We start from the raw sequence: 19,823 nt of genomic DNA on the forward strand, positions 1-19,823 counted from the left end.
CTTTAAGCCGCCACGCTATTAAACAGTAGTGGCAACGCATGCAACCTTAGGTTCCCGCCTTCGCGGGAACGACGTGCGCGCGCTGCTGGCCGTCTCAAAGGCCGGCCGCCAGCATCCCGTCGCTGTGCGGCGACCAGATACTCCCGGCGCGCACGAACTTCTCGGTCGTGACCAGCGCAAACCTGCCGCCCACCACGTCCCAGCCATAGCGGTCGATCTCGACCCGCTGCGGCTCGACCCGCACCACATTGAAGGAATTGACCTCGCCGCGCCCGCGGGTGGAGGTGGCGGTGCCGGCCTGGACCACGAGCGCCGCGTATTCGTCGATCTGGTAGCGCGCCGCCGTGCTGCCGGCGTGGCTGGCATGCATGTGGCCGGCCATCAGGATGTCGACATTGGTCTCGGCGAACACCTCCATCGCCAACGGCGCGCGCACCACGAGGTCGCGCTTTTCGAAGTGTTCCGGCAAATCGAAGGGGTGATGGGTGACGACGATGCGCGTCACCTCCGGTCCCAGGCCGGCCAGGCGCTGGCGCAGCCCCGCCACCTGCTCGTGGCTGATGCGGCCGTCCTTGATGGTCAGCGAACGCGCGGTGTTGACGCCCACCACGGCGATCTCGTCGTCGATGAACACGGGCTCGAGATCGTCGGTGATAAAGCGCTTGTAGCGCGCCAGCGGCCGCATGAAACGGCGTAACACGTTATAGAGCGAGATGTCGTGGTTGCCGGGCACGATGATCTGCGGGCCGGGCAGCGAATCGAGGAAGGCGCGCGCCTCTTCGAATTCCTCGACCTTCGCGCGCTGGGTCAGGTCGCCCGAGATCACGACCACATCGGCCGCGATGCGCTCGACCAGTTCGCGCAAGGGGCCGAGCAGCGCCTGGTCGACGCGGCCGAAATGCAGGTCGGACAGGTGAACGAGGGTGCGCATGCGGGAATCTCCTTTTATATTTCTTGCTGCGGCGCCCGGCCAGAGGCGCGCCGCGCGCGCGCGGCCTGGCGCCGGTTGAGGGTGGCGGCGCCGCCGATGCAGATCGCCAGCCAGCCGCAGCCCTCGGCCAGCGCGGCCAGGATGTCGGTCAGGTAGTGTGCGCCGAGGTACATGCGCGAGAACGCGATCAGCCCGATCATCAGCGCCGCCAGCACGAAGGGCAGCAGGCGCCCGATCCAGGACCTGGCGTGACGCGCGAAGTAGCAGGCCAGCAGGCCGTACAGCACGGTGGCGGCCATCGTGTGCCCGCTCGGGAAACTATACGTGGTGAGGGTGAGGATGGGTTCCTCGAAATGGGGACGCGCGCGCTCGAAGGTATGCTTGAGCGCCACATTGAGCAGCATCCCGCCCGGCACGCTCGAGACCAGCGCCACGACCCAGTAGCGCTGCCCACGCCGGACCATCCAGATGCCGACGCCGAAGGCGATCGCCAGCACGCCGGGCGTGCTGTGGATATGGGTCAGCACCAGCAGCGCATCGCGCAGCAGGCCGCCCTGGCTCGCGTGCGCGTGCAGCCAGTTGGCCACCACCATGTCGAGCTGGGTGATCGGGGCGCCGGCGACGACGGCGCCGGCCAGCCGGGCAAAGCCCGCCATCGCCAGCAGCAGGAAGGCGATCCCGACGGTGAGATGGAGGCCATACTCGCCTTCCGGCGAGAAGCGGGCGGCGGCAAAACGCTGAAGACGGGGCAGGACATTGCTCATGATATTGATTATGACTGACTTGGCGAAAAAACCACACACGCAAAAATTTACTGTATATCCGAACAGTAGCTGTGTATTTGTACAGTAGTTGTGCTATTCTTTCCTCACTGCACAACCACTACGATTCAAGGAAACGAACATGACGACTCTGAACAGCTCCTTCGGCCTGGAACACGCACCTGTCCCCTTCCTGGCGCGCATTGGCCGCCGCGAAATCCTCATCACCCGTGATTTCCGCAAGCGCTTCTATGCGGTCAACCCGGTCATCGAATGCGATACCGGCGTCGAGGCCGGCCACGTCGAGATCCTGCTGTTTCGCCGCTGGCTGCTCATTCTGTCCAAGGCACACTGATCGGAGGCGATGCGCAAGCTGATCTACGTTGGAAAAATTCATATGGATGCTTGAATTTATTCCTTTTCTTTCTATGGGCCGAGACCGTACGCTACGGTTTCCCACCCTCCAGAAAGATAATAAATGCTTCGCAAAACCTTCATCCGTTCGCTGGCAGCACTGACCCTGCTGGTGCAGACCTCGGCGTTTGCCGCCGACGTCAACCTGCTCAACGTGTCGTACGACCCGACCCGCGAGCTGTACCACGAGTTTGACGCGGCCTTCGCCAAGCACTGGAAAGCAAAAACCGGCGACAACGTCACCGTGAAGCAATCGCACGGCGGTTCGGGCAAGCAGGCGCGGTCGGTGATCGACGGCCTGCAGGCCGACGTCGTCACCCTGGCGCTGGCCTACGACATCGACGCCATCCGCGACAAGGGCCTGATCAATCCGGGCTGGGAAAAAAAGCTGCAATACCATAGCGCGCCATACACCTCGACCATCGTGTTCCTGGTGCGCAAGGGCAATCCGAAGAAGATCAAGGACTGGAACGACCTGGTCAAGCCGGGCGTCTCGGTGATCACGCCGAATCCGAAGACCTCGGGCGGCGCGCGCTGGAACCACCTCGCGGCCTATGGCTACGCGCTGCGCCAGCCGGGCGGCAATCCGCAGAAGGCGGCCGAATTCCTGGGCGCCCTGTACAAGAACGTGCCGGTGCTCGATTCGGGCGCGCGCGGTTCTACCACCACCTTCGTCGAGCGCGGCATCGGCGACGTGCTGCTGGCCTGGGAAAACGAGGCGCTGCTGGCGCTGCGCGAACTCGGCCCGGATAAATTCGAGATCGTCGCGCCGTCGCTAAGCATCCTGGCCGAGCCGCCTGTCGCCGTGGTCGACAAGAACGTCGACAAGAAAGGCACCCGCAAGGTGGCCCAGGCCTACCTCGAATACCTGTACAGTGACGAAGGCCAGGACATCATCGCCAAGAACTACTATCGCCCGGCGGTCGACAAGTTCGCCAAGAAGTATGCGTCGCAGTTCCCGCAGATCAAGCTGTTCCAGATCAATGAGCTGGGTGGCTGGACCGCGGCCCAGAAGAACCACTTCGCCGACGGCGGCATCTTCGACCAGATCTACACCAAGAAGTAAGCCCTACACCGCATCATCCCTGTCTCCTGGACGCCGTTCACGCCGCTGGTGGGGCGGCGTTTTTTTTCGGCGGATGGCGCATCGCTTCACCCGCGCGCCAAGAAATCCCTTGAAATAGCAAACTCGGTCACGAAGTGAACAATTCACTAACCCGTGGCCTGCCGCGCATCGCTGTCGCGAACGCGGCGGTCCTTCCCCGCATGACCCGAACACGGAAAGGATCACCAATGTCAGTCAAACTCCGCAAGATCAACGAGCAAGTCATGGTCATCACCGGCGCCACCAGCGGCATCGGCCTGTCGACCGCGCGCATGGCCGCCGAGCGCGGCGCCAGCCTGGTGCTGGCGGCGCGCGCCGACGCTGCGCTGGAGGAGCTGGTTACCGAGCTGCGCGCGCGCGGCACCGACGTCATCGCCGTCACCGCCGATGTCGGCAAGATCGAGGACGTCGAGCGCATCGGCGACGCCGCCATCCGCGAATTCGGCCGCATCGACACCTGGGTCAACAACGCCGGCATCTCGATCTTCGGCCGCATCGAGGACATCTCGCCCGAAGACCATCACCGCCTGTTCCAGACCAATTTCTGGGGCGTCGTGAACGGCTCGCTGGAAGCGGTCAAGCGCATGAAGCTGCGCGGCGGCGGCGCCCTGATCAACCTGGGCAGCGAACTGTCCGACCACGGCATCCCGCTGCAGGGCATGTACGCGGCGTCCAAGCACGCGGTGAAAGGCTTCACCGATTCGCTGCGCATGGAGCTGGAAAAGGAAGGCGCGCCGATGTCGGTCACCCTGGTCAAGCCGTCGGGAATCGACACCATGTTCGCGGTGCACGCCAAGAATTACATGGACAAGGAACCGAAGCTGCCGTCGCCGGTGTACGCGCCGGAACTGGTGGCCGACGCCATCCTGTATGCGGCCCAGCATCCGAAGCGCGACGTGTTCGTCGGCGGCGCGGCCAAGATGAATTCGTCGGGCGCCCGCTTCCTGCCGCGCGCCTTCGACAAATACGTGACGGCGACCATGTTCAAGGGCCAGAAGTCGGACGCGCCGGCCGATCCGGGCCGGCGCGACGCGCTGCACAAGCCCGACCACACGCGCGAGCTGCGCGAGCGCCAGGGCATCTACCAGACCCATGAGCGCAGCCCGTACACCACGGCCCAGCTGCGCTCGAAGCAGATCACCACCGCCCTGCTGGGCGGCGGCGCCCTGCTAGCGGCCTTCGCCCTCAGTCGGCGGACGGCTCGTTAAGAACTCGGTGTCCTCCTCGGTCAGCGGCAGATCGGGGATGGACTCGATGCGGTCGGTGTCGATGTCGGCGCCGTCCCTGGACACGGCGTCGCGGCCGGCCGCAGCGCGTTCGCCGGTGCCGCCCACGTCGCTGTCGCCCGAGAAATCGGCGTCGCCGACGTCCGGCCCGGCGGTGTCGCCGGCGTGGCTCGCTTCGAGGTCGGACGTCGTGCCTTCATCGAAGTCGAGCATCTGTTCGGGATCGAGATTGGCCGCAAAACCGGGGCCGCCGACGACGTCGCTGCCGGTGTCCGAGATATCGCTCGGGCCGAGCGCGTCGATGCCGTGGCCCTTGCCGAGGTTGCGGTCTGGGCGTTCCGGGAAGTTGTCCGGATCAAGTGTGCTGGTGCCAGTCATATTGCCTCCATAAGTGTTGATGAACCATGGAGACAGAGTACTGAATTTCGCCGCCCGGTGTCGCAGCGCAGGGCGGCACGCCGAAACTCAGAACGCGCGCCGCATGCCCACGTTGAGCGAGGAACCATTGCCCGGCTTGACGCCCAGGTGGGCGCCGGCCAAGTGCTGGACGCGCGAGTAGGCGGCATAGAAATCCATCCGGCGCGACATCGCATAGGTGGCGCCGACAGCGAGCTGGCGCGCATCGTCGTTGGCCGGATCGCGGTCGTTGCGGCGCACGTAGGACGCCAGCAGCGTGGTCTGGCGCGATACCGGCACCGCCACCCCCATCAGCACGTCGCGGCTGTCGGTCGAGCGCGTGGCGGCGACGCTGGCGCCATAGGGATTATCGGGATTGAACAGCGGCGAATTGCCCCAGCCGCGGTTGGCGCTGTAGGCGGTATAGGCCGTGCCCCAGTCGAAGCGCATATTGGCGGCGACGATGGAATTGCGGGCCGCCATCGTGATGTCGACCTCGTTGTAGCGGGTGACCTTGGCCACGTTGCGGTTCTGGTGGGCGGCGCGGATATTGAGCGGCCCCAGGTTGACGCCGACCGTCATGCCCCAGGCGCGTCCCGACGGCGAGCCGTCGACGTCGCCCTTGCGCCACTTGGCGCCGGCGCTGACGCCGGCGAAGCGGCCCTCGAAGCCCTCGCTGTCGTCGGCACGCATCCCGCGCGGAGCCGACTGCGCCGCCAGACCGCCCTGGAAGGGATCGCCGACGTCGTTCAAGGCCGTGTAGTCGACGTTGTACTGGCGTCCGGCGGTGACGGTGCTGCGCCACTCGCGCTCGGACGAAAGCGGAATCTCCGCTTCGGCCTCGCGCGTGAAGATGGACGACTCGGCCGGCACCGTCTCGGCGCGCGCGGCCAGCTGCAGCTCGGCCAGGCAGTCGGCCCCGCAAACGGCTTCCTGGATCGCCCCGGCGCCGGCAACCTCCGCATGCGGACGGGCCGGTTCGTTCTGCGCCGAAGCGCACGCCGCGCTCCCTCCGAGCACGGCCAATACGACGATGGACATTCTCATGGCGTCATTCTCTCCCTGACACCTACTATCCGCCTGTTATGGCAACCTGATCTGTCTAATACCTCACATAACCGAGAGTTTCGGCTCGCCCTTGATCCGACGCACGATTAGGGCATTGATGTCCACCGTACACCGAATGGTGAACCGGTGCAATCTTTACGAGATTTCCAGAAATGTCGCCTTCAACGCCGCAACGCGGCGAAGGCGGCCGGCTCCCATTCGCGCAGCGCCAGCAGCAGGCCGCTGCCGCGCCGCTGCGCCAGCGGCGCCGCCAGGCTTTCCTCGTGCAACTGGGCGAAGCGAGCGCGCATCAGGCGCAATTCGTGCTGCAGCTTGGCGCGCGCGCTGTCGGTGAGCATCCCGTGCGCGAAGTCGAGCGTCTCGCCGCTGCCGTCGAAGTCGCCGGCGACGAACTCGGGCATGCCCTGGCCATTGAAGTGGCGCCGGATCGGGCCGTCGGCCAGCCAGTCGAAGTCGCGCGCCACATTGACCCGGATGCGGTTGCCGGGCAAGAGCGTGATCAGTTGCAGGCGGTCCAGGCGCAACAGGTATTGCAGGCACTCGGCCTCGCTCAGCCGGTAGACATTGAGCATATCGAGCATGCGCCAATGGTTCAGCGCGCACACCGCCACCAGCAGCAGCTTGTCGTCCTGCACCAGTTCACTCTCCTGCTCAGCGCTCAGGGTACGCAGGCGGCGCTGGCCGTTCTGGGTTTCCTGCGCGATCTCGGCCAGGGTAAAGCCGAGCAGGCTGCAGATTTCCACGATGCGCTCGAGCGTGAATTGCTCGCTGGCAAACAGGCGCTTGATGCTGGGCTCGGACAGGTCGAGCGCGATGGCGACGTCGCGGTAGGTCAAGCCTTGCAGCTTCAGCTGGCGCTTGAGGGTGGCGATGATCTGGCTGATTTGGGTCATGATGGGAACTCGAGGAACGATCAGGAAACGGTACCGGTCACCGCCGCATGCCAGACCGGCACCGCGGCCAGCCTGACGGCGTTCTTGCCGCCGCGCTTGGCGGCGTACATCGCATGGTCGGCGCGTGCCAGCCAGGCATCCAGGTCGGGCTTGTCGGCGGGCGCGAACAGCGCCACGCCGATGCTGGCGCCCACCGTGACGTCGGTGGTGCGCAAGGTGTAGGGTTCGCGGATGCAGGCGAGCAGCTTGCGCGCGGTATCTTCGGCGTCGCCCGGGCTGGCCAGCATCTCGAGCACCACCACGAATTCGTCGCCGGCCAGCCGCGCCACCAGGTCGGTCTTGCGCACAGCCGCGGCCAGGCGCGCGCCGAACTGGCGCAGCAGCTCGTCGCCCTCCTCGTGGCCGTGGGTGTCGTTGACCGCCTTGAAGCCGTCCATGTCGATGAACAGCAGCGCCGCCGGCATCGTGCTGCGCGAGGCGCGGGCCATTGTCTCGGGCAAGGCCTCCATCAGCGCACGGCGATTCGGCAAGCCGGTCAGCACATCGTGCAGCAGCAACGCATTGAGCTCGGCGGTGCGTTCGGCCACCGCCGTTTCGAGATGCTCGTTCATCTCCTGCAGCGCGCGCCGGTACTGCGCTTCGCTGCTGACCAGGTCGCGCATCGTGCCCGACAGCATGTTCGCTTCATGAAAACCGCTGATCTGCGGGATCGGCGGCAAGTCTTTCCCGCTCGCCGTGGCCTCGGTCACCCTTTCGATCGCCTGGCCCAGCTGGGCCATCGGCTGCGCCAGGCGGCGCGCCAGCAGCGCCGCGGCCAGCACCAGCAGCAGGCCCAGTAAAGTGCTCCAGGCCAGCATGCGGCGCTTCAGCTCGCTGGCGCCCTGCAGGGCTTTTTCTTCATCCTGCCGCACCAGCACCGACCACCGCAGCGTCGCGGGATTGCCGGCGTGGCCGGTCTGGCTGAATCCGGTGAGATAGGTGCGCCCGCCCGGCCACGCTTCGCGCAGCGCGCCGGTGTCGCCCGTATTGGCGCGGCGCAGGCTGGCGGTATCGATCTTCTGCTCGACCAGCTCCTGCGGCCCGAGCAGGACGGTGCCATCGGCGCGCACGACCAGGATCTCGGCGCCATACTCGCGCAGCGCCGGCGTGAGCATCATCTGCGCCTGGCGGCGAGCCCATTCCCAGCTCAGATGCACGCCCAGCACGGCGAACAGCTCGCCCTCCTGGCTGAACACGGGCGTCGAGACGTCGACGAAGCGCCAGGGGTCAGGCCTTTGCGGCATCAGCTTTTCCAGCAGCAGCGCCGGATGGTAGTCGGTGGCGCGCACGCCATCGCGGCCGACCTGGAACCAGGGACGCATGCTGACGTCGTTCCCCTCCAATAGCCCCATGGTCGAGGCGACCACCTTGCCCGAGTTGTCGGCCATGCCGATCCAGGCGTAGTCAGGGAAGGTCTGCTGCAGGCTCTCGAGCGTGACGCGCGCCACTTCTGGATTGCGTGCCTGGCGCACCGACGGCAAGGCGGCCAGCAGGCGGGCATCGCCGACGGCCTGCTCCACGACCCGATTGAGCGCGTCGCGCATCTGCCACGACAATTGCTGCAGGCGCAACTGGGCTTCCGCATTCGCCTGGCGGACGGCGAAATGGTTCACCACCGCCAATTGCAAGGCCACGGTCAGTGCCACGGTGATGCACACTGCCAAGGTCATTAGGGTGGACAGGCGGAATTTGCAGAGCAGACCTTGCATAGGAGATTCGCGTAAACTTAATAACCCGTCATCATAGCGCTGAAACCAGGGGTGAGTTCATCCTGAAAACAATGCACTAGGGAAATTTATTAAACGCTGAGGATTTTGGATAGAACGCAACACTTTAACGCAAGCTGAAGTCGCTGTAGCATTTCTTTTAGCAAAAAATTGTATTCATTTCTCTCCATTCTAGAACAGGCATTTTCGGAAAAATCGGATATGGGGAATAAGACACTCGACCATGTCACTATTCGTTTTTGCCGACTGCCACAAGGACGGTATCGATGACCACCCATATGGACCGCTTCCAGGAGATGCAGATCTTTACGCGCATCGTGGAGCGGCGCAGTTTCACGCTCGCGGCCGACGAGCTGTCGCTGCCACGCGCGACCGTGACGAACGCGATCAAGCGCCTGGAAGCGCGGCTCGCAACGCGCCTGCTGGACCGCACCACGCGGGTGGTCGCGCCGACGCTCGATGGCGAAGCGTATTACGAGCGCTGCGTGCGCCTGCTGGCCGACCTCGGTGAAATGGAAAGCGTATTCACCCGCGCAGCGCCGACCGGCTTGCTGCGTGTGAACCTGCAAGCCACGCTGGCGCGCCGGGTCGTGGCGCCGCGCCTGCCGGCCTTCCTGGCGCGCTATCCGGGCATCGAACTGCAGATCGGCGAAGGGGACCGGCTGGTCGACCTGGTGCGCGAAGGCATCGACTGCGTGCTGCGCGTCGGTAATCTGCAGGACTCGTCGATGGTGGCCCAGCAAATCGCGCAGATCGCGCAAGTAACGTGCGCCAGCCCCGCCTACCTGGAGCGCCATGGCCGGCCCGCCACGATCGACGGCTTGCGGCAGCACCAGGCCGTGAATTTCATCTCCTCGGCGACCGGCAAGCCGTATCCGCTCGGATTCCTGGTCGACGGTGCGCTGCGCCAGCTGACCCTGCCAGGCCCGGTCTCGGTGACCGGCGCCGATATGTATACGGCCGGCGCGCTTGCCGGCCTGGGGCTGGTGCAGGTGCCGCGCTACCGCGTCGAACGCGAGCTGGCCGGGGGCGAACTCGAGGTCTTGCTGCCTGAGCTCGCGCCGCCGGCCCTGCCCGTGTATGTGCTGTATCCGCAGAGCCGCCAGTTGTCGCCGCGGGTGCGGGTATTCGTCGACTTCCTCAAGGATGCGTTCGCCGGCTTCGGCTGAGCGATTCGGTTACCATGAAGGCACGCTTACATATTCAATCAGGAGACCCCGATGCCGCGTTCCCCCTTCCGCCCCCTGCTCGCCGCCGCCCTGGCCATCGCCGCCCCCATATCGCTCGCGGGCCCGGTGGTGACGATCGACAGCGGCAAGGTGGAGGGAAAGGTCGACGCCGGCATCGCCAGCTGGAAGGGCATCCCCTTTGCCGCCCCGCCGGTGGGCGCGCTGCGCTGGCGCGCGCCGCACTCCGTCCAGTCCTGGGACGAAGTGCGCCAGGCCACCAGCTACGCCGCGGACTGCATGCAACTGCCCTTCCCCAGCGACGCCGCGCCGCTCGGTACCAAGCCCGATGAAGACTGCCTGTACCTGAACGTCTGGAAGCCGGCCAACGCCAAAGGCAAGCTCCCGGTGCTGGTCTGGATCTATGGCGGCGGCTTCGTCAACGGCGGCTCGTCGCCGCCGACCTATTCCGGCGCCGAGCTGGCGAAACAGGGCGTGGTGGTGGTCAGCTTCAATTACCGCATTGGCCGCTTCGGCTTCTTCGCCCATCCGCAACTGACGCAGGAAGCCGGCCAGAAGGTCGGCCAGAAGGTCGGCCAGGAAGCCGCGCTCGGCAACTACGGTTTCATGGACCAGGTCGCGGCGCTGGAATGGGTCAAGCGCAATGTGGCGAACTTCGGCGGCGATCCGGCCAACGTCACCATCAGCGGCGAATCGGCTGGCGGCATGTCGGTCAATTTCCTGCTCACGTCGCCAGCCAGCCGCGGGCTGTTCGCCAAGGCCGTCGTGATGTCGGGCGGCGATGGCGGCACGGCGCCGACGCCGCTGGCCGGCGCCGAAAAAATCGGCGTGAACTTCGCGGTCGCCAAGGGCATCGCCGCCGACGATCCGAAGGCGCTCGACAAACTGCGCGCGCTGCCGGCCGACAGCGTCGTCGACGGGATGAACCTGGCCAACTTCAGGATGCAGGGCATGCCGACCTATCACGGGCCGTTCGCCGATGGCAGGCTGGCGATCGACTCGGGCGCCGCCTTCGGCGCCGGCCGCATGCACAAGGTGCCGGTGATGATCGGCGCCACCAGCGCCGACATCGGCGGCAAGACCGGCTATATGGTCGCGGGCGCGCGCAGCCTGGCGGCGACGCTGGCCGACCACGGCGTGCCGGTGTACGCCTACCGCTTCTCGTACGTGGCCGATTCCGTCGCCAAGCCAGGCGCCGGCGCCGGCCATGCGACCGACATCCCCTTCTTCTTCGATACGGTGGCGGTCAAGTACGGCGAGCAGGCGACGGCCAAGGACATCGCCGTGGGCAAGGCGATGAGCACGTATATGGTGAGCTTCGCCAAGCGCGGCGATCCGAATGGGGCGGGCTTGCCGGCTTGGCCGCGCTATGCGCGCTCCGGCGACCATCTGATGGATTTCGCGGCGGAGGGCAAGCCGGTGGCGCAGAAGGATCCGTGGGGCGCCGAGATCGACTCCGCTGCAGCATCCCGCCGTTGACCCGACCTGCGGCGCACCACTGGGGCGCCGCGGGCATCGCGCATCGTCTATAATATTGCTTGGGTGATCATACCGCTCAGGTATGACAGGATTTGCGCTGGTCGGGCCGCCACGCGGTTCGGCTACGCACGTCTACCATGACACTCACCCAGTATCGTTGCATCATTCCGGCCACCTCTTGGCCGCCCCGCTTCCCGCTTTCATCCGCCCCCCGCTGGCCCATTCCCGGCCATGCCGGACCGTCGGCTGCCAATTCATGAGACATACCGGACGGCGCATGCGCCGTCGCGGCTGGAAAACATTTATGCGCATAGAACGACGACTCTCCCATACATTCCAAGAATTCATTGCATCGGGCAAGGCCGGTGGCGCCATCCTGATCCTGTGCACCCTGGTTTCCCTGTCCATCGCCAATTCGGCGTGGGGCCCTTCCTACCTGGGCTTCTGGCACATCCCGCTCGGCGGCCTCACCGTCGAACTGTGGATCAACGACTTGCTGATGGCGGTGTTCTTCCTGCTCGTCGGCCTCGAACTCAAGCGCGAGATGTACAACGGCGAATTGTCCGACCTGCGCAACGCCATGCTGCCGATCCTGGCGGCGGCCGGCGGCATCGTGGTGCCGGCCGGGATCCACTTCGCCCTCAACGGCGGCACGCCGACCCAGCCCGGCGTCGGCATCCCGATGGCCACCGACATCGCCTTCGCCCTGGGCGTGCTGGCGCTGCTGGGCAACCGAGTGCCGGCCTCGCTCAAGGTGTTCCTGACCGCACTGGCCGTGATGGACGACCTGGGCGCCATCATCGTCATCGCCGTGTTCTATACAGCCCAGCTGTCGGTGGCTTACCTGGCGGGCGCCCTCGCGGTCTTCGTGGCGCTGCGCGTGATGAACAAGTACCTGCGCGTGCTGGCCCTGTGGCCCTATCTGCTGGGCGGGGCGCTGATGTGGTTCCTGATGCTCAAGTCGGGCGTGCACGCCACCATCGCCGGCGTGCTGCTGGCCTTCACCATTCCCTATTCGGCGCTGGAAGACGATGCCAATTCTCCATCGCACCGCCTGGAACACGCGCTGCACAAGCCGGTGGCCTTCCTGATCCTGCCGATCTTCGCGCTGGCCAATACCGGCATCGTGATCGGCGCCGACTGGGCCGGCGAGCTGGCCTCGCTCAACAGCCTCGGCATCCTGGTCGGCCTGGTGCTCGGCAAGCCGGTCGGCATCCTGCTGTTCAGCTTTGCGGCGGTCGCGATCGGCGTATGCCGCCTGCCGCTCGACCTGGCCTGGCGCCACGTGCTGGGCGCCGGAATGCTGGGCGGCATCGGCTTCACGATGTCGATCTTCATCACGAACCTTGCGTTCGTGGGGCATGCGGATATCATCAACGCCTCGAAGATGTCGATCCTGGCCGCTTCGGTGATTGCAGGCACGATCGGCTTCGTCTGGCTCAAGCTCATGGGCGCGCCGCTCGCATCCGACCGCGATCTCGATACCATGGATTTCGACGAAGATCCATCCACCCCTGCGAGATAAGCCGAGCAGTCGATGAACAAGGTCATCCACCCCGCGCGCGCGGTCGCCCTGGGCTTCCTGCTGGCGATCCTCGCGGGGACCGCCATGCTGATGCTGCCGCTGGCGCGCGCCGACGGCGCCGGGGCGCCGCTGATGGTCGCCTTCTTCACGTCGGTGTCGGCGGTGTGCGTGACCGGGCTGGTCCTGGTCGATACCGGCACCTACTGGTCCGGTTTCGGCCAGTCGACGATCATGGTGCTGTTCCAGCTGGGCGGCCTGGGCATGATGACCGCCGCCACCCTCCTCGGCCTGATGGTGAACCGCTCGCCCAAGCTGCGCACGCGCCTGATGACCCAGACCGAAACGCGCTCGATCGGCATGGGCGACATCTCGAGCGTGGCGCGGGTGGTGCTGGTGGTGTCGGTGCTGTTCCAGCTGGCGATCGCGGCGATCCTGACGCTCAGGCTGCAATCGGACTATGGCCTCGCCTGGCGCGAGGCCGGCTGGGTCGGGCTGTTCCATGCGGTATCGGCCTTCAACAACGCCGGCTTCTCGATCCACCCCGACAGCATGATCCGCTACGCGGGCGACGCCGGCATCCTGGTGCCGGTGATGCTGGCCGCCATCATCGGCGGCGTGGGCTTTCCGGTGCTGCACGACCTGCGCCACCGGTTTCGGGATCCGCGCCACTGGTCGCTGCACACCAAGCTGACCCTGTCCGGCACCCTGATCCTGCTGCTCCTTGGCTACGTCGCCATCCTCTTGTTCGAATGGAAGAATCCGCAGACCCTCGGCGCCTTCGGCCTGTTCGACAAGCTCATGAACGGGATGTTCATGTCGGCGGCCGCCCGCACCTCGGGCTTCAACACGGTGGACGTGGCGGGGCTGACCCGCGAGACCTGGGCCCTGCATTATTTTTTGATGTTCATCGGCGGCGGCAGCGCGGGCACCGCGGGCGGGGTCAAGGTAGGCACCGTGGCGGTGCTGGTGCTGCTGGTGATTGCCGAGGCGAAGGGCCACACCGATACCGAGGCCTTCGGACGCCGGGTCGGCTCGTCCGCCCAGCGCCAGGCAATCACGGTGCTGGTGCTGGGCAGCGTCGTCGTCGCCTTCGGCACCGTAGCCCTGCTGCGGATCTCGCATTTCCCGACCGACCAGGTCATCTTCGAGGTGATCGCCGCCTTCGGCAGCGCCGGCCTGTCGACCGGCATCACCGCCGACCTGCCGCCTTCGGGCCAGCTGGTGCTGGCCCTGCTCATGTTCGTGGGCCGGGTCGGCACGATCACCTTCGCGACCTCGCTGGTGCTGGGCGAGCGGCGCATGCCTTACCGTTATCCTGAGGAGCATCCAATTGTTGGGTAGAATTTTCACAGAGCAGTTCGCGTTTTCCGCCGGCGACAGCGTGGTCGTCATCGGCCTCGGACGTTTTGGTGGCGCGGTGGCGCAGTCGCTGATGCGCCTGGGCCACGACGTGATGGGCATCGACACGCGCGAGGACCTGGTGCAGGTCTGGGGCGATCGCCTGACCCACGCCGTGCAGGCCGACTCGACCAACGAGAACGTGATGCTGCAGCTGGGCGTGGCCGACTTCTCGCACGCGATCGTCGGCATCGGCTCGGACCTCGCGGCCAGCCTGATGACCCTGATGGTCTTGACCGAACTGGGCATCAAGGACATCTGGGTCAAGGCGATGACGCCGGAGCACGGCCAGATCGCGCAGCGCATCGGCGCCCACCACGTGATCTATCCCGAGGCCGACATGGGCGCGCGCGTGGCGCACCTGATCACCGGGCGCATGATGGACTTCATCGAGTTCGAGGACGGGTTTGCGATTGCCAAGATCAATGCGCCAGCCGAGACCCACAACCGGACGCTGGCCGAAGCCCACGTGCGCACCCGCTTCGGCGTGACGGTGGTGGGCGTCAAGCGCGCCAACGAGGATTTCCAGCATGCGCTGCCGGAAACGACGATCCGCTCGGCCGACCTGTTGATCGTGTCGGGGCCGACCAAGAAGATCGAGATGTTCGCGGCCGGGGGCAAGAAGCGCAAGGCGACGTAGACAAGCTGGCGCAGAGCCCGGGGGGCGTCGTGCACCGATGATCGGATGGCTCAACTGTGCACCTGTGGTGGACGCTCGCATGGGATGATGATAAAAATACACATCCCCAAGAAAACCACCGGGACGGTCCCGTGCACGCGTGAGGAAACCAACCATGTCGAAACCATCGAGTATTGCCGTCGCACTCGCAACCGTCCTGTGCGCCGCCTGCAGCACCGGCACGGCGCCATCGACCAACCCCGCCGCACGGGACACCCAGGCCATCGCCTTGACCGGCACGACCTGGCGCCTGCACGAAATCCAGTCGATGGACGACGCCACGGGCACCACGCGGCCGGCGCCGGACCGGGTCTATACCATGCAGCTGGCCCCGGACGGCCGCGCCGCGTTCCAGCTCGACTGCAATCGGGGCTCGACGTCATACACCATGGGGACCAGCGAGCCGGGCCGGGGCACACTTACGTTCAGCAACCTGGCGATGACGCGGGCGATGTGCCCGCCAGGGTCGCTCGACAGCCGCATCGCCAGGGATATGGCGTATGTTCGCTCATACATGATGCAGGGCGGGATGCTGTCCTTGAGCCTGATGGCCGATGGGGGCATCTATGTCTGGAAACCGGAGACGACCACACCGGCCACCCGGTGAACGTGCCAGCTTCCTTCCATCAGCGGACGGCGCCGATCTAGCGGGTCGTCACCTTGCTGGACAGAACGGCGCCAACGAGCGCGGTAAACTCTGCGCAAGCGGTATCTGCCGCTTCCCTCGTGGCGCCTTGCAGGATCGTATTCTGATCGTGCAGCAGTCCGATCTGCATCGCCATCAGGCGCTCGGCATTACCTGGCGCATGGATACCCGCCGCCTTGCAGATGGCGTCGATGCGCCGGCCGAGTAGTTCCGACACATCCGGCGGCGAGGCTTCGCCGGTCGATGTGTAGCTCGTCGGGGCAGCATCGTCAGGCATAGCTTGCTCGTGCAGGATCTTGCCCACGACCGCGCCGAGTTGCGCCTGCGCCGCATCACGAGGGACGGCGCCGGCGTCGCCAGTGGCCCCAAGTTGCAGCAATACACGCTCGACCGCGCGCAGTGTATCGCACAGCCTCGACATATCCGGCGCATCCTCACCCAGGCGCGCTTGGGTCACACTGACGATCGACAGCGCGGCTGCCACGCAATGGCGAACCTGCTGAAGGCTGCGCTCGGCGTCCGCGCCCCGACGAGCCCTGGCATGGTCGATGACGTCGGCACGCGCCTGCAGCGGCTGGCCGCTTTCGTCCGCCGCCCTGCGCGCCCTCTCTTGCGCAGCCGGCGACGACGCGTCGCTCGACATGCGTTCCCAGTCCGCCAGGCTGAATTGCCCGAGCGGCTCGCCGGATTGGCCCAGCACTGGAACCTGCATCCTGATCGTCGTCGCCAACGAACTGTTCATCCACTCGAGCGGCGCCACGCGATATCCGGGGTCGCCATCCTCGTCCACCTGCGGATGCACGGTCTCCCAGAAACGCACGAGCAGGCCCTCTACCAGCAGCAGACCGCGCACGAGCCCTTCGAAACCATGCCGGTGCGTCCAGGCTTCGGTGAGCCAGGCGGCGATCTGCAGATCCTTGGCGTGTCTCTTCAATACCGCCTTGCAGCCCTCCTCGACTCTGGCCCAATCGGCGCGCCTCCGAGGCTTGTCCCACGCGCCCATCGGCAGACTCGGATCGTCTTCCCGGCGCGCCTCGCGTAATACGTCGAAAATGGGGTCGAAGCGGATCGGCGGTCCGGTGGGCAGGTCGTCCCTGATTGGGTGGAGGAGCGACTCCAGTTCGGTGTGGCGTTCGGCGCTCAGTGGCGAGGCTGGCTGGGTAACGTCGATATCGGTCATGTGGCGGAAAATGATGGATGGTCTCGACACGATTATTGCGCTCGTGACGGGATTGGTCCATGTCTTTCTTGTCGCTCGAAGTTATCGCCACTTGCGCGGAGGGCGCAGCTTCCTGGCTGTGTAGGCTGGAATTGGCCGTGTATGACGAAAAAAGCCCCAACTTGTGGGGCTCTTGTTCAGTATGCTTGGCGGAAGCGGTGTCAGCAGTAGTTTGTCTATGAAAATGGGCATGTAATTTTATGGCTACCCACCGCGCTGCCCACAAGGCTGTTCAGTCTGATTTCTAAGGCTGATCGCAATTGTAACTGTGGAATTATACCGTCCACCGGCGTTCGTTATAGACCCTTAGCGGAAGTTCGACCGTCCAGCGCGAACGACCGTTCCTACAGGGTACGCTCCTTGAATCATGACTAGAATGAAAAGTCAGGTAGCAAAGAGGGCTGACCTACTCGCCGTACCTTTGGCAATGCCGTCCACTCGCTTATTGAGGGTCTCGCGCCACTTGCCCAAGCGCTCGATGTCGTCACTTAGTTCGTCTGGGTCTGGTATGGGAAGCCTGCCGACGGCTGCTGCGGCGTCGTGCTCGAACTTCGAAGATTTGCTCATGCCAGCGTCGATCTCGCGATAGTCGTCGTCTGTGACCGTCACCCCTTTGAGGCGCTGGGTCGAAACGCCCTCGCCGAAGCGTTGCACGGCTCCGTTAAGTAGGACTTCCTCTATGCAGCGCTCCCATGCAAGGCGTAGCTGGCCATAGCACTTCACCGTCAATTGGCGCTGAAGGTCTTCTTCGCCATCCTTCGCGGCCTTACGGACATCAACGAGCATCTGCCGCAGGCGACTCAGGCGGTCCTTTGTGCCAAGCACGTCAAAGGGCAGGTCCTCGGAATGGACGCCGTGGCCGTCTGCCGTTTTTCGAATGTAGTTCTTGGTCAGCTGCGTGCCGAGCTCCTTCGCCTTTTGTTCCAAGATGAGGAGGAAGTAAATGTCGTGTGTGAAGATGATCACCTGCCGGATCAACGATTCCTTCACCAACCGCTCAGCCACCTCCCAGCGACGCCGATGATCTAACGACGATACTGGGTCATCGAGCACAATGCCGCCGCGCCCCTTACTGAGTCGGATCTCCGCCATGAAGGACGCGATAGCAAGGGCGCGCTGCTCCCCTTCACTGAATATGGCCGTCGGCGTGCCGCCGCCTGGCAACTGCAGCGTCAGCTTGAACTGCGTCTTCCCCCCGGGCGACTCGGCCCTCATCACAACGTTGAGGTGATGGACCTTGAGGAACTTGAGTTCAGCGTTGAGGGCATCAGCTAACTCTTGGCTGGCCGTCGTGCGTGAAAGTTCAGTCGACTTCCTCGAGATTCCCCGCGTCTCCATGCCATCGATGCAAGCTTGCAGCTTGCGGCAGAGTTCGTGCTTGGTCATTGCCTCTAACACGGCGCCCTTCACCTCGGCCAGCCTGCGGCGAGCGTCGAGTTCCATCCGCTCTGAGACCATGACCGCCTTGAGTTTCTCATCAGCAGTGGCATCGAGGGCCTTAGCCTGTTCGTGCAGGCGCCCGAGAATCTCGTCGAGGCCGGGCTGCGGGTTGTCGGATAGTTTGGGGAGCTCACCCCAGGCGAGTTTGCCTGCGGCGGCGTGGAGCACGGCCGGTTGGCGTACTCTCAGGGACACCTGGAGGGCTGTGCAGCCAGCCGCGACTTCCGGGCTGAGTTCGGACACTTCCTCGACCAGGTCATCGCGGAACATCAGATCTACGCTCGCCTGTTGAACGACTCTGAAAGGGATGGCAGCGGCATCGCGTGCATCCTTCGCCGCCTTCTCTGCTGCCGCTCTGACGAAAGCGTCGAATCGCAGCAGCCGTGCAACCCCCTGATGCCCGAGTGCGTTCTGACAAAGGGGGCATGCTGCATTAACGGGAAGGTCGGGGAATTCATGGTCCGCGTGGCTGATCTCGGCAAAAGCCCTTGCAGCTTGAAAAAGTGCCTTCCACTCCTCACCGCCGGTGCCGGCCAGTTGACCGGGTGTCGCCTTAAACTCAGTTGCAGCGAGTTCCGCCGCGGCCTTGGCGGCATTCGATTTACCGATTAGCTCCCGTAGCGACGCGACCTTCCCTTCGCTCACGACGTCGATCGCAGTAGCTATACGTCCGACTAACGAGGTGAGGCGACTCGCCTTCTGCCGAAGAGCCAAGGCCTTCTGCTTGGGATCGGCTTCGGCTAAGGTCCTGTTCAGTAGCGCGAGCCGCTCCAACTCAGCTTCACTGATAGTGGCCAAAGTCTCGATTTCTTCGGCCTTTGTTTTAGCTGGGATTCCAAGCAGTTTCTTAGCGACCTCGGTCTGCTCCCCAGCGAGGACGATATAGGCAGCGTTGCTCGGTGCACTCGCAGCCTTCTCTGCTGTGGCCCGAACCTTAAGCTTGTTGCATGCCCCAACCAGTCCCTCCAAGATGTCTAGCCCGTATGGAGAGTAGGCAAAATCGCCTTGGTTGTCGATATAGGCACGAGCACAGTGAGTATCGAAGATCGCAATGTCCGACAGAGGATGGGGTGGCTCCTCGCCATCCTTCCAAGGTAGGTCAATCGGAGTGCCGTCGATTTCCGCCTCAAACGTCGCCTCGGCTGGTCCACACGCCCCTGGCTCCAGATTCGCATTGGGCAAAATCGGCTCACGCCGGTCACGGGCCCGGCAGGCTTTCTTGAACACTCGCGAATACCCGGATTTGCCGACGCCGTTCTCGCCGTAGATGGCTGTCACGCCGGCTCGCGCAACGGGAAGCCGCGCGCCTTTCGCCAGCGCATTGACGTTGGCGAGTTCCTTGATGGCCGTCAGCAGAACCACTCGAGTTGGATCGGCCGGAGGCGCGACCTGGGCATCCTTGAGCTTTTTGTGTTCACGCCCTTGTGGGTCCGGGATACCTACCTCTACCTTGGCCAAGGCGTAGAGGTCGTCTAAGTCGGCTGCACTAAGTGTCCGATCGGAATACAACCTTGCAATAGCATCTTGTTGCCATGCAGCGAGGTCCTTAGACCATATATGTATTTCTTGCAGAATCGTCACTGACTTCCCCTTCTCCTAACTGTTCAGTATCGTGCGATCATGTTCCTCGCCGTAGCTGGCCTTTGTTCCGTGCAAAAGCTATGCTGGGCGAATTGATTGTTGGGTTCAG

General features: G+C 64.6%; 17 protein-coding genes. 9 read left to right on the forward strand and 8 right to left on the reverse strand.

What is annotated here, in order from left to right; genetic code table 11:
• Nucleotides 1–94: 94 nt before the first annotated feature.
• Together FVD38_RS23925 and FVD38_RS23930 are read right to left on the reverse strand one after the other, a co-directional pair.
• Nucleotides 95–931, reverse strand: coding sequence for a metallophosphoesterase family protein (locus FVD38_RS23925; protein WP_147937095.1), 837 nt, complete (start codon nucleotides 929–931; stop codon nucleotides 95–97).
• A 14-nt stretch (nucleotides 932–945) separates the two neighbouring features.
• Complete coding sequence (locus tag FVD38_RS23930; protein ID WP_147937096.1) at nucleotides 946–1,695, reverse strand: phosphatase PAP2 family protein; 750 nt, start codon at nucleotides 1,693–1,695, stop codon at nucleotides 946–948.
• 139 nt (nucleotides 1,696–1,834) lie between these two features.
• Between FVD38_RS23930 and FVD38_RS23935 the strand changes: the two genes are divergently transcribed.
• From FVD38_RS23935 to FVD38_RS23945, 3 genes are all read left to right on the forward strand, one after another.
• Nucleotides 1,835–2,047 carry a hypothetical protein gene (locus tag FVD38_RS23935; RefSeq protein WP_123069738.1) on the forward strand — a complete coding sequence of 71 codons (213 nt, stop codon included), beginning with the start codon at nucleotides 1,835–1,837 and terminating at the stop codon, nucleotides 2,045–2,047.
• 123 nt (nucleotides 2,048–2,170) lie between these two features.
• On the forward strand, nucleotides 2,171–3,172 hold the full coding sequence (locus FVD38_RS23940; RefSeq protein WP_147937097.1) for a sulfate ABC transporter substrate-binding protein: 1,002 nt from the start codon (nucleotides 2,171–2,173) through the stop codon (nucleotides 3,170–3,172).
• A gap of 227 nt (nucleotides 3,173–3,399) precedes the next feature.
• Complete coding sequence (locus FVD38_RS23945) at nucleotides 3,400–4,419, forward strand: SDR family oxidoreductase (protein ID WP_147937098.1); 1,020 nt, start codon at nucleotides 3,400–3,402, stop codon at nucleotides 4,417–4,419.
• Here FVD38_RS23945 and FVD38_RS23950 read toward each other — a convergent pair.
• From FVD38_RS23950 to FVD38_RS23965, 4 genes are all read right to left on the reverse strand, one after another.
• Entirely contained in the window at nucleotides 4,381–4,815 is a 435-nt protein-coding gene (locus FVD38_RS23950) for a hypothetical protein (protein WP_147937099.1), read from the reverse strand. The genes FVD38_RS23945 and FVD38_RS23950 overlap by 39 nt on opposite strands.
• 87 nt (nucleotides 4,816–4,902) lie before the next feature.
• Entirely contained in the window at nucleotides 4,903–5,880 is a 978-nt protein-coding gene (locus FVD38_RS23955; RefSeq protein WP_147937100.1) for a porin, read from the reverse strand.
• Between the two features lie 182 nt (nucleotides 5,881–6,062).
• Entirely contained in the window at nucleotides 6,063–6,794 is a 732-nt protein-coding gene (locus FVD38_RS23960) for a helix-turn-helix domain-containing protein (protein WP_147937101.1), read from the reverse strand.
• 20 nt (nucleotides 6,795–6,814) lie between these two features.
• The gene (locus FVD38_RS23965) at nucleotides 6,815–8,542 is read right to left on the reverse strand and encodes a diguanylate cyclase domain-containing protein (protein WP_147937102.1); all 1,728 of its coding nucleotides are present in this window, start codon (nucleotides 8,540–8,542) and stop codon (nucleotides 6,815–6,817) included.
• A gap of 296 nt (nucleotides 8,543–8,838) precedes the next feature.
• Here FVD38_RS23965 and FVD38_RS23970 point away from each other — a divergent pair, with 296 nt between their 5' ends.
• From FVD38_RS23970 to FVD38_RS23995, 6 genes are all read left to right on the forward strand, one after another.
• The gene (locus FVD38_RS23970) at nucleotides 8,839–9,729 is read left to right on the forward strand and encodes a LysR family transcriptional regulator (RefSeq protein WP_147937109.1); all 891 of its coding nucleotides are present in this window, start codon (nucleotides 8,839–8,841) and stop codon (nucleotides 9,727–9,729) included.
• Between the two features lie 51 nt (nucleotides 9,730–9,780).
• Complete coding sequence (locus FVD38_RS23975; RefSeq protein ID WP_147937103.1) at nucleotides 9,781–11,226, forward strand: carboxylesterase/lipase family protein; 1,446 nt, start codon at nucleotides 9,781–9,783, stop codon at nucleotides 11,224–11,226.
• A gap of 304 nt (nucleotides 11,227–11,530) precedes the next feature.
• On the forward strand, nucleotides 11,531–12,751 hold the full coding sequence (gene nhaA, locus FVD38_RS23980; protein ID WP_147937104.1) for a Na+/H+ antiporter NhaA: 1,221 nt from the start codon (nucleotides 11,531–11,533) through the stop codon (nucleotides 12,749–12,751).
• 12 nt (nucleotides 12,752–12,763) lie between these two features.
• The gene (locus FVD38_RS23985) at nucleotides 12,764–14,092 is read left to right on the forward strand and encodes a TrkH family potassium uptake protein (protein ID WP_147937105.1); all 1,329 of its coding nucleotides are present in this window, start codon (nucleotides 12,764–12,766) and stop codon (nucleotides 14,090–14,092) included.
• Nucleotides 14,085–14,789, forward strand: a complete 705-nt coding sequence (locus tag FVD38_RS23990) for a potassium channel family protein (protein ID WP_147937106.1) — start codon at nucleotides 14,085–14,087, stop codon at nucleotides 14,787–14,789. The genes FVD38_RS23985 and FVD38_RS23990 overlap by 8 nt, the downstream gene beginning before the upstream one ends.
• A gap of 154 nt (nucleotides 14,790–14,943) precedes the next feature.
• Nucleotides 14,944–15,435 (forward strand): META domain-containing protein, encoded by a 492-nt coding sequence (locus FVD38_RS23995; protein WP_123070567.1) that lies wholly within the window; start codon nucleotides 14,944–14,946, stop codon nucleotides 15,433–15,435.
• A gap of 37 nt (nucleotides 15,436–15,472) precedes the next feature.
• On the opposite strand, the gene tssA is transcribed toward FVD38_RS23995, so the two are convergent.
• Both tssA and FVD38_RS24005 read right to left on the reverse strand, forming a co-directional pair.
• Entirely contained in the window at nucleotides 15,473–16,654 is a 1,182-nt protein-coding gene (gene tssA, locus FVD38_RS24000; protein WP_147937107.1) for a type VI secretion system protein TssA, read from the reverse strand.
• 423 nt (nucleotides 16,655–17,077) lie between these two features.
• Entirely contained in the window at nucleotides 17,078–19,714 is a 2,637-nt protein-coding gene (locus FVD38_RS24005) for an AAA family ATPase (RefSeq protein ID WP_147937108.1), read from the reverse strand.
• Between the last annotated feature and the right edge of the window lie 109 nt (nucleotides 19,715–19,823).

It is taken from the genome of Massilia arenae (genome assembly GCF_008014745.1).
GTDB classification, from domain to species: domain Bacteria; phylum Pseudomonadota; class Gammaproteobacteria; order Burkholderiales; family Burkholderiaceae_D; genus Telluria; species Telluria arenae.

Coding starts and splice junctions, on each gene's coding strand:
- FVD38_RS23995 (WP_123070567.1), top strand. CDS start 14,944: ATGTCGAAACCATCGAGTATTGCCGTCGCACTCGCAACCGTCCTGTGC.
- nhaA (WP_147937104.1), top strand. CDS start 11,531: ATGCGCATAGAACGACGACTCTCCCATACATTCCAAGAATTCATTGCA.
- FVD38_RS23975 (WP_147937103.1), top strand. CDS start 9,781: ATGCCGCGTTCCCCCTTCCGCCCCCTGCTCGCCGCCGCCCTGGCCATC.
- FVD38_RS23970 (WP_147937109.1), top strand. CDS start 8,839: ATGGACCGCTTCCAGGAGATGCAGATCTTTACGCGCATCGTGGAGCGG.
- FVD38_RS23985 (WP_147937105.1), top strand. CDS start 12,764: ATGAACAAGGTCATCCACCCCGCGCGCGCGGTCGCCCTGGGCTTCCTG.
- FVD38_RS23955 (WP_147937100.1), bottom strand. CDS start 5,880: ATGAGAATGTCCATCGTCGTATTGGCCGTGCTCGGAGGGAGCGCGGCG.
- FVD38_RS23965 (WP_147937102.1), bottom strand. CDS start 8,542: ATGCAAGGTCTGCTCTGCAAATTCCGCCTGTCCACCCTAATGACCTTG.
- FVD38_RS23940 (WP_147937097.1), top strand. CDS start 2,171: ATGCTTCGCAAAACCTTCATCCGTTCGCTGGCAGCACTGACCCTGCTG.
- FVD38_RS23930 (WP_147937096.1), bottom strand. CDS start 1,695: ATGAGCAATGTCCTGCCCCGTCTTCAGCGTTTTGCCGCCGCCCGCTTC.
- FVD38_RS23925 (WP_147937095.1), bottom strand. CDS start 931: ATGCGCACCCTCGTTCACCTGTCCGACCTGCATTTCGGCCGCGTCGAC.
- FVD38_RS23945 (WP_147937098.1), top strand. CDS start 3,400: ATGTCAGTCAAACTCCGCAAGATCAACGAGCAAGTCATGGTCATCACC.
- FVD38_RS23950 (WP_147937099.1), bottom strand. CDS start 4,815: ATGACTGGCACCAGCACACTTGATCCGGACAACTTCCCGGAACGCCCA.
- FVD38_RS23960 (WP_147937101.1), bottom strand. CDS start 6,794: ATGACCCAAATCAGCCAGATCATCGCCACCCTCAAGCGCCAGCTGAAG.
- FVD38_RS23935 (WP_123069738.1), top strand. CDS start 1,835: ATGACGACTCTGAACAGCTCCTTCGGCCTGGAACACGCACCTGTCCCC.
- tssA (WP_147937107.1), bottom strand. CDS start 16,654: ATGACCGATATCGACGTTACCCAGCCAGCCTCGCCACTGAGCGCCGAA.